11 protein-coding genes are annotated in these 8,479 nt (G+C 30.5%); all 11 read right to left on the reverse strand.

What is annotated here, in order from left to right; all coding sequences use genetic code 11:
• Window positions 1-223 precede the first annotated feature (223 nt).
• Window positions 224-967, reverse strand: a complete 744-nt coding sequence (locus tag BT151_RS17895; protein ID WP_171946664.1) for a DUF6090 family protein — start codon at window positions 965-967, stop codon at window positions 224-226.
• 234 nt (window positions 968-1,201) lie between these two features.
• Window positions 1,202-1,585, reverse strand: coding sequence for a hypothetical protein (locus BT151_RS17900; RefSeq protein ID WP_072403738.1), 384 nt, complete (start codon window positions 1,583-1,585; stop codon window positions 1,202-1,204).
• A 155-nt stretch (window positions 1,586-1,740) separates the two neighbouring features.
• Window positions 1,741-2,196, reverse strand: a complete 456-nt coding sequence (locus tag BT151_RS17905; protein ID WP_072403739.1) for a lipocalin-like domain-containing protein — start codon at window positions 2,194-2,196, stop codon at window positions 1,741-1,743.
• 164 nt (window positions 2,197-2,360) lie between these two features.
• Window positions 2,361-3,245 (reverse strand): DUF5677 domain-containing protein, encoded by an 885-nt coding sequence (locus tag BT151_RS17910; protein WP_072403740.1) that lies wholly within the window; start codon window positions 3,243-3,245, stop codon window positions 2,361-2,363.
• A gap of 14 nt (window positions 3,246-3,259) precedes the next feature.
• Window positions 3,260-3,838 (reverse strand): hypothetical protein, encoded by a 579-nt coding sequence (locus BT151_RS17915; RefSeq protein ID WP_072403741.1) that lies wholly within the window; start codon window positions 3,836-3,838, stop codon window positions 3,260-3,262.
• Between the two features lie 134 nt (window positions 3,839-3,972).
• Window positions 3,973-4,497 (reverse strand): hypothetical protein, encoded by a 525-nt coding sequence (locus tag BT151_RS17920; protein WP_072403742.1) that lies wholly within the window; start codon window positions 4,495-4,497, stop codon window positions 3,973-3,975.
• A 146-nt stretch (window positions 4,498-4,643) separates the two neighbouring features.
• On the reverse strand, window positions 4,644-5,381 hold the full coding sequence (locus BT151_RS17925; RefSeq protein ID WP_072403743.1) for a DUF6090 family protein: 738 nt from the start codon (window positions 5,379-5,381) through the stop codon (window positions 4,644-4,646).
• Window positions 5,382-5,913: 532 nt separating this feature from the next.
• Window positions 5,914-6,318: a hypothetical protein gene (locus BT151_RS17935; protein WP_072403745.1), complete on the reverse strand. Its 405-nt coding sequence runs from the start codon at window positions 6,316-6,318 to the stop codon at window positions 5,914-5,916.
• Window positions 6,315-6,503, reverse strand: coding sequence for a hypothetical protein (locus BT151_RS17940; protein WP_072403746.1), 189 nt, complete (start codon window positions 6,501-6,503; stop codon window positions 6,315-6,317). Before BT151_RS17940 ends, BT151_RS17935 begins: the two co-directional genes overlap by 4 nt.
• A 231-nt stretch (window positions 6,504-6,734) precedes the next feature.
• Window positions 6,735-7,457: a hypothetical protein gene (locus tag BT151_RS17945; protein WP_072403747.1), complete on the reverse strand. Its 723-nt coding sequence runs from the start codon at window positions 7,455-7,457 to the stop codon at window positions 6,735-6,737.
• A 138-nt stretch (window positions 7,458-7,595) separates the two neighbouring features.
• Window positions 7,596-8,351 carry a YoaK family protein gene (locus BT151_RS17950; RefSeq protein WP_072403748.1) on the reverse strand — a complete coding sequence of 252 codons (756 nt, stop codon included), beginning with the start codon at window positions 8,349-8,351 and terminating at the stop codon, window positions 7,596-7,598.
• Window positions 8,352-8,479: the final 128 nt, after the last annotated feature.

Genomic DNA, 8,479 nt, shown 5'->3' on the forward strand with positions numbered 1-8,479 from the left:
GTGAAAAACAATAGTAAAGTCAGAAGCGTAAATATTGCTAAATGAATTACTATAATTTTCTTTTTAGTCATTCTGTTCAAATGTTGGGTAACGGTTTTGTGTATGATTAGTTGCGTGTTTCAAGCACTAAAGTTAGCAAATAAAACACAGATAGAAAGTCCGCGAGGACTTTCGTAAATTGGCTAAAAACCAGCAATTAATTATACACGGTGTTGTGCTTTCGTTATTCTTTTTTCTCTAGTTCTTCTTCTAACATCTTAATGGTTGTACTTACAAAGTCTCTTACATTAAGTTCGTTTATAACAATGTAATCGTGATTATGTTTATGATGCCAAACTTGATTCTCAAACTCCAATAAATCATCTAATGATAAATTTAGTTCAAATGGTGACTTTTCTTTATAAGTAATCAAATAATTGCCCTTATCAAATTCCAATTTTTTAGTTAGCTCACCATTTGCAAGAGGAAATCGTTTCATTAAAAACGGCATCAAATTCAGAGTGTAATTATCAGACCTAAAAAGAATGTCTTCTTCGCAATCAGCTAGTAGAGTAAGCCAGTTACCAATTTGTGTTCGAATTCTTTTATTTTTTAAAATGCTTAATTTTCCGGAATTAACGACTTCTCCCGTTATTCCAATTCTTGCATCGAATGAACTAAATCCACCTATATTTACTAGTAACTGGTCAACAATTTCTGGTACTTTGACTATTGAATCCGCTCTTATGAGGTCTGTCAGTTTCACGCACGATTTAGTAACTTTATTATTAACTTCTATTGACTGGTTTAGTTCACTCAAATTATGTTGAAACTCATCTTTTATTGAAGTAAGTAATTCTACTTCTTGTTTGTCTTCAATCCGTTGTTGATTCCAGCTATTAATTTGAAGTGCAAGCAAAATTCCAATAACTACAAGAATAATTTCACCAATAGCATATTTAAAATACTTTCCAGTTTTGTTTTCCATTAGTGAGTTTTGTCTAATTTTTCTAAAGAATTTAATCATTGGTTAGCGGTTTCTGGTAATGAAGCACAACGTTTATGTGTAAGGAACGTTGCGGTTTTGTGTGCGAGGATTTTCCGAAGGAAAATCAGAAGCTAGCAAAAGCGCAACGACCAAACGGTTTAACTAAAATAAGCAATGTTTTTTACACGGTGTTGTACGCTGGCTTTTTTTGTCCGTTTTTTTTGTCAACTTTTTTTAGGTCAGATATGAAAGTCCGACACAAATCAAAATCAAAAACCCAATTCCAATTCGAAAGTATTTTTGTTGTTTTGCTTTTCGAGTAAATCCATCTTTTTTAAGTTCCCACGAAAATATAATCTCAAACAAAGTCCAAAAAGGGTCAAAAATGAAATCACAAAAATGATAACTCTCATTAGCTTTTATTCTTTCATTTACTTTCTCTCTTTTTTTTGATAAATATTTAGCGGTTTCAATTTTTTTTGGTTCTACTTTTCGGTTTAGTAATTCGTTATTCGCAAGTCTAACAGCTTTCGGATTCCATTTTTCTGGCGCACCAACTATCTTTAACAAGTCATCCGTATTTCTTTCTTTTATTGGTGGGATAAATTCGTCGGTCATTTTTTTTAGCTTGCGTACAACGTTTATGTATAAGAATAGTGCGGTTTTGTGTGCGAGGATTTTCCGAAGGAAAATCAGAAGCTAGCAAAACGGCACTAACCCTTGATTAAGTACTAAACTAAGCATTATTTTTATACGGTGTTACAAACAGTTTTTTATTCAATTTTTATGTATGTAAATATCTGTTGTTGATTTTCAGGATATTGACCATAATTATTATCAGAAACCTCTTTAAAAACAAGAGTTGTTCCGTTAAGAGTAATTATTTCATTTGAAATTTCAAAAGCTACGCCATTTGTTCCTTCACTTTCATTTATAGAAGTCAAAATTCCATTTTCCAACTTATATTTAATAGTTGATGTATTAAATACGCAAGGAGTCATTTCATTTTCCCAGTAATATTCTATTAAGTTCCCATTTTTTTGATAAGTGTTTGTTTGCTGTAAATGACAATCTTCTAAAGTCCGAATTTGACTATTGAGTTCAATTGATTTTATTTTCCACTTTCCGATTATTGGGTCTGTTTCAGTAGATGGATTGTCATTATTCGATGAACAAGATGAAATCATTAATCCGATTAGAATTCCAAGAAGTAAGGTCAGTTTTTTCATTGCTTAAAATTTGGTTTAAATTGTTTGTAACGGTTACGTATAAGAATAGTGCGGTTTTGTGTGCGAGGATTTTCCGAAGGAAAATCAGAAGTTAACAAAAGAGCACTAACTCTTGATTAAGCACTAATTTAAGCATTATTTCTATACAATGTTAGCACCAGTATTTAATTATTCCGCCCAAATTTATCCCAAAATTCTATCGCTACACGTAGAGATTCATCGACTTCTAAATATCTTTCTTTTGCAAAACCGTATCTATTCACCAATTCCATCAATGCAACACAACTCAAAATTCTCACATTGTTTAATGAAGTAACAGTCGTTTCGATATTAAATGAATTGGAAGAGCTCAATTTACCTTCATTGAGCTGTATAATTGAAATGAATTCAGAATGGGCATAGTTTGAATATAGTTTGTATAATCTATCGAAATGAGAATTATTTAAAACACTTTGTGTAAGCAAAGAAGACCAACTCATAATTCTAGGTAACCCAAATTTGTCTAATTTCCATAAATCTTGTTTTTTTAAACTCGGGTAGAAAGGACTTTTCTTTACCCCTTCTTTAAGTTTTTCAATCTCTATTTTTTCTCTTTCCATTTTGTCTAAAAATTTTTGATTTGCAGTTTTGCCAAAATCTTGACGAGACATAAAACCTGAAATTCTCCAAAGTTGGTATCTGAAAATTTGTTCTTCACGTTCAAGGTTATTAAAGAATAAATATTCTAAAGTTAAAAATGCTTCAATGATTGATCTTGTTAAAATGTAAATCGATGACCTATCGATTATTTCCGCTTTTTCAGAGCGACCAAGAATTGAGAATTCTATACCTTTAGATAATTCAAAAATACTTCTGGAAGTGAAGTTCATTTTTATTAGAAGTGTTTCAAGAAAAACTTCACCATTAGCAAAATTAGGTTTTGCATCATAGATTGATTGAATAACAAAAGCATTAGCTTTTAGAATTTCATTAACTTGAGGGATTAAAGACTGCAGGTTTAAGCTGTTTGCTTGGTCAATTAATATTTGAGCTCTTTCTCTATCAGTCATTTAGATTGGGAATATTAGCACCAGTATTTTAGTTCGTTTTTTTTCGTTCTATTAAATTTAGTTGTGTCCGTGTTAAAATAGTATCTACTATAGAATTTTCTTCCTTGTTCATTTTCATATTCCAATAACAACATTAAATCTTTAAAATCAGCGGGCTTTTGTGTGAAATGTGAGGGGAATTCCTGTGTAGTGGACTGAACGACTTTTTTAAATTGAAATGGAATGATTTCCTCTTCGTGAGCCTTTAATGACTTTTGAGGATTGATAGTTCCATTAAATGTCAAATTCATAGTGTTTTTATGTTGTAACAATTTTACATTAAAAGCATTGATTTCTGAATTGTTCCTTACAACTAAATCAAATTTCCATTCAAGTTCATAGATTTTTATTGTTTCAGGTCTGTTAACTGGTTTTGTTCTATCTGTATCAGGGTGATAATCAATAAAAGAAGAAGATTTAGTTAATCCTTTATTTGGGTTTATTTCTATTACTAATTTCGGACGTTTTATGAAATACAATTCTGCTCTAGGATAAATAAAATAAATGAATCCTGCAATCAAAACTAATATTGTCAAAATTATTGATGTTTCCATATTGGTGCTAACGGTCTTGTGTATGATTAGTGGCGTGTTTAAGCACCTAATTTAGTAAACAAAAACGAACGCGAGAAAATTCCGAAGGAATTTTCCAAATAAGCACTTGCCAAAGCAATTAATTATACACGGTGTTACCACCAGTTTTTTATTTGATTGAGCGTTCCGATTATCAGTCCGACAATTCCTCCGATATATGAGAAATTATGGATTTTCGCCACTTTATTAAATTCCGCTTTATGTTCAATTTCAAACGGGAAATTATAATTCGTAATAATTTCCGATGGATTTAATTCCGCAATTCCATATCCAGCAAATCCGAACAGAATTGTAATTCCGATTACGATTAGTATTGATTTCAGCGTTTTATTCAGCAATTTTTTTTCGTCGCTATATTTCATTCCGACAATTCCGAGAATCAGTCCAGTTAAAAGACCAAACCACCAAGTTGAGAAAAATCCAACCCAAATAAGAGCAAAAGTCCAATTTCCGCCAAATTCTCTCGAATAATCATCTAAAATCCCAAAATTGAAAAAAGTCAGTTTTGTATAAAATTCAGGTGAGATTTTTGAAGTAATAAAATCGTGCGTAATTCCATAAATCACACTAATGATTATGGAAATTACCACGATTAATATTAAAGTTCCGGTTTTTTTCAAATTGGTGGTAACGGTTTTGTGTATGATTAGTGGCGTGTGTAAGCACCTAATTTAGCAAATAAAAACAGAATAGAAAATCCGCGAGGATTTTCGTAAGTAGGCTAGAACTAGCAATAAATTATATACGGTGTTGTGCTTTCGTTATTTTATTCATTTACCATTTTTTTATCTATTAAAGCTATGATTTCTAAACTTTTGGATTTATACTCTTTTAAATTTGGGATATAACCTTTGTAATACATTTCGTAGAGTACTTTAGTTGTATTTCTATAACCAAAATCGGTTAAGGCATATTCTATGAAAGCATCACTATAAGTGGTAGTCCCATTAAAGTTAACATCAGCAAACCAAGGTTGTGTGTATTTAACAATTTCTAAAAAGGAATTAGTGTTATTGGTTAATTCATTTATATCAACAGAAATATCATTCGTTAAATCTAAATACAAGCTATTTAATTTAATTGATAGAGAATCACTAGAGGTATTGTTTTGTTGGTTGTAGTTCTGTAATAGTTCAATTCCGTTTTTTCTTAATTTGATTTCAGGAAATCCAAAATTTACATATATGCAATTTTTACAATTTTTAAAGTCTTCTTTTTTTCTCGTTTTGTTAATAATTGCCAAATACTCTTTTTCTAAAGGTTGCGAAGAATTGACAATTTTATCAATATTTTTTATGTCTTGCTGTAAATCTACTTTTATGGTTGCATAAATATTATTCAATACTTTTTTTTGTTGCTGCTCTTGGTTCCAATTGTTAATTGAAAGAGCAATTAAAATTCCAATAACAACAAGAATAATTTCTCCAATAGCATAAATCAGATATTTACTGAACTTATTTTCAGTCAGCATTTTTTGTCTAATTTTTCTAAAGAATTTTATCATTGGTTAGCGGTTTCTGATAATGAAGCACAACGGTTAATGTATGGAATGTTGCGTGTTTGTGTGCGAGGATTTTCCGAAGGAAAATCAGAAGCTAACAAACAGAGCAACAACCATTGGTTTAGGCTAAAACTAGCAATTTTTTATACATAATGTTAGCAAACGTACATTTTTTTTACGCTATGATTTGCCGAAATAAAAATCCGATAAGCGTTTGAGTGGTTTATTTTTTAATTTATCAGTCAGAAATTTTACGTGCTGAAGGTCAGTCGTAAGCAACAGTTGCGTTTTGTTTTGGTCAGAAATTGCGTTTTATAATGCCGTTTTAGAATAAGGTTTTAAGATACTTTTTTTGAGTTTTCGTGCGTTTAGATTTGCCGGCGAGATTATGTTTGCTAACGTTTATGTATAAGGAAAGTTGCGTGTTTGTTAGCGAGGATTTTCCGAAGGAAAATCAGAAGCAAGCAAACGAGCAACTAACTTTGGTTTAGCTAAAACTAGCAATTTTTTTTATACGGTGTTGTAAAACGTTTTTTTATTCAATTTCCGTTATGTATTTATTTTCTGAATAATATTTTTCCTTTCCTTTTATATTGTCAAAATCCAACTTTATTATCGTGTCAAGGTTTTTTCTTTTGAGATTGATTTTTAAAGATTCAGTTTTTTTAGTTATCGTGTCTCCGATTTTGATAAAGTCAAAAAGTCCAGAACTTTGGAAAACAAAGTCTTTTTTATTATCGCCAAAAATTTGATGTCGGATAATAATTATTGGTCTTGCGTGATTTTGTTTGTCAATATATTTTTCAGTAACTATTCCTTCGTAGTTTGAATGATATTCATCGTAAACTATTCTGTCGAAAAACTCTTTTTGAGTCAGATTATCACAAGAATATAATCCAACTGTCAGAAGAAATAATAAAATGAAAGGTCGATTGGTCATTTTTTTCTTCTTAATCTTTTTAAACCTCCTTGAACCAAGAATAATAAAGCTAATGTGAAAATGATAATTGCATAAGTTTCTTTTCCGAAAAACTGAACAATTCCATATGAAATTAAATAGTATAAAATTCCGAGTGGAATTACTACAATTAAAACGGAAATTAGAACAGCAAGAACTTTATTCATTCGTAATGTTTTCGTTTGGTCAAATGTTTTACAACGGTCTCGGCTAAGCGTAGTGCGGTAGTAAGGAAACTTTTCGTTTCCGTCTACGCACGAAGCTAAAGCTTTTGGTTTAGTTTTATTTTTTCTAGTCCAAAGCTAACTCCCAAAGATTTAGCGACCTTATAAATATATACAGACCTTTCGGTTTTGCCCTAAGTCCGCATTACGTTTAGGCATTGTTGTGCGGCGTTTTTATCCGGCATCATTATGAATTGCTGTATTTTTCGGGATATTTTCCAGTCCACAAATCTTGTCTAGTTTTTCGAGATTTTTAATGTATGAAATATTGTTTAAATAATCGCTTTTTGCATTTTTCACAATGTCGTTAATATCTCTATTTTGCTCAATTTCGGCAGCTATTTCATAAAGAAATTTTCTCCACCAACCATAATAGAAATACCTAAGGCTTTGCAGAATGGCTTTGTTTTCCTCAAAAGTGCTTATAATTAGATAAAACTCTAATAATTTGTAAATGACATTTATCTCTTCTGTCAATTCCTTGTTTTCTTTTTTTTCGCCCTTGCCAAAATTATATTCAAGAAACTTACTTTTGTAATTCTTTTTATTTTCCCATTTCTCTTTTACAACCCATGCTTTTGTCCTTATTTCTTTAAATTTTTCACCATTAAATTCTTGAAAAAGTTCTATTGTACCTTTTTGAACATCTCGTTGAATACTTTTTTTTGAATAAATTATTACAACTATTATTGATATGAATCCAGTTAATGATATCGCGGTTCCAATTATTTTCAAAGTTCCGTCAAGTCGTTTATCTCTATTTGGCTCACTAAAAACATCATATTCGACGAAAACATCAACAAAGAAATAAATTGCAATTGATAATAATATTCCAAGTATAACTATGAGAATGAATGGGTAAATTAATTCAATGAAATACGATTTTAGTCTGTTCATTTCAGTTGTTTTTAAATGACGCACAACGGTTACGTATAAGAATAGTGCGGTTTTGTGTCCGAGGATTTTCCGCAGGAAAATCAGAGTGACCAAATGCGCACTAACCTTTTGATTTAGAATTAAACTTAAGCATTATTTTTATACAATGTTGTGTGCAGTTTTTTTTCTTTGTTTATATTTTCTTTTCGTTCGGATTAATTTATATCTCAAATCGTCATAAAATAAGCTTATTAATAAAATTATTGCTCCAAAAACCAGAGTGTTCAATTTTAAGTCAAGTTTTGAGTAAAGAAATCCACCTATTATTCCTCCAAGAAAGAAGAAGCAAATTATATAAATCCGCAGTTTTATTGTCGATTTAATTTTTTCTCTATTCGGATGAGATTCAGGAAAGAAGAGTTGTGATAGTTCAATTCCTAAATCTGTGAACAGTCCTGTCAGATGTGTTGTTCTTACGATAGCATTTGAAATTTTTGTCACAAAAGAGTTTTGAAGTCCCATTGCAAAAAGTAGCAGACAAACAACTAAATCAGGATATTCTATTTTTCCAGTATTACTTATGATAGCAATTGATAATAAAATCAGACATTCAATTATTGTTGGTAAAACAAAAACATTAAGTTTTCTATTTTCCTTGAATTTCTCGATTAGGAAACTTGATAAAAAAGAACCAAAGAGAAAGGAAAAAATATAAAGAAAATAAACAGTTCCTTTCCAAATTTCGAAATTTGCAACATCACTAATAAAAAGAGCAAAATGACCAGTTACATTGGTTGTCAATTGTTTAAAAGCTAAAAATCCTGTAACGTTCACAATTCCAGCGACAAAAGACAAAATCGTAGCAATTCGCAGATTGTGTTTTAAAGTTCTGCTTTTGCCTTGATGTCTAAACATTTTATTTCCATTTAGTTTGGTTTTTCAAATTGCACACAACGGTTTTGTGTATGATTAGTGGCGTGTTTAAGCACCCAATTTAGCAAATAAAAACCGAATAGAAAATCCGCGAGGATTTTCGTAAGTAG

Source organism: Flaviramulus basaltis (assembly GCF_900114265.1).
In the GTDB taxonomy this organism is placed as follows: Bacteria; Bacteroidota; Bacteroidia; order Flavobacteriales; family Flavobacteriaceae; genus Flaviramulus; species Flaviramulus basaltis.

Coding starts and splice junctions, on each gene's coding strand:
- BT151_RS17895 (WP_171946664.1), bottom strand. CDS start 967: ATGGAAAACAAAACTGGAAAGTATTTTAAATATGCTATTGGTGAAATT.
- BT151_RS17900 (WP_072403738.1), bottom strand. CDS start 1,585: ATGACCGACGAATTTATCCCACCAATAAAAGAAAGAAATACGGATGAC.
- BT151_RS17905 (WP_072403739.1), bottom strand. CDS start 2,196: ATGAAAAAACTGACCTTACTTCTTGGAATTCTAATCGGATTAATGATT.
- BT151_RS17910 (WP_072403740.1), bottom strand. CDS start 3,245: ATGACTGATAGAGAAAGAGCTCAAATATTAATTGACCAAGCAAACAGC.
- BT151_RS17915 (WP_072403741.1), bottom strand. CDS start 3,838: ATGGAAACATCAATAATTTTGACAATATTAGTTTTGATTGCAGGATTC.
- BT151_RS17925 (WP_072403743.1), bottom strand. CDS start 5,381: ATGATAAAATTCTTTAGAAAAATTAGACAAAAAATGCTGACTGAAAAT.
- BT151_RS17935 (WP_072403745.1), bottom strand. CDS start 6,318: ATGACCAATCGACCTTTCATTTTATTATTTCTTCTGACAGTTGGATTA.
- BT151_RS17940 (WP_072403746.1), bottom strand. CDS start 6,503: ATGAATAAAGTTCTTGCTGTTCTAATTTCCGTTTTAATTGTAGTAATT.
- BT151_RS17945 (WP_072403747.1), bottom strand. CDS start 7,457: ATGAACAGACTAAAATCGTATTTCATTGAATTAATTTACCCATTCATT.
- BT151_RS17950 (WP_072403748.1), bottom strand. CDS start 8,351: ATGTTTAGACATCAAGGCAAAAGCAGAACTTTAAAACACAATCTGCGA.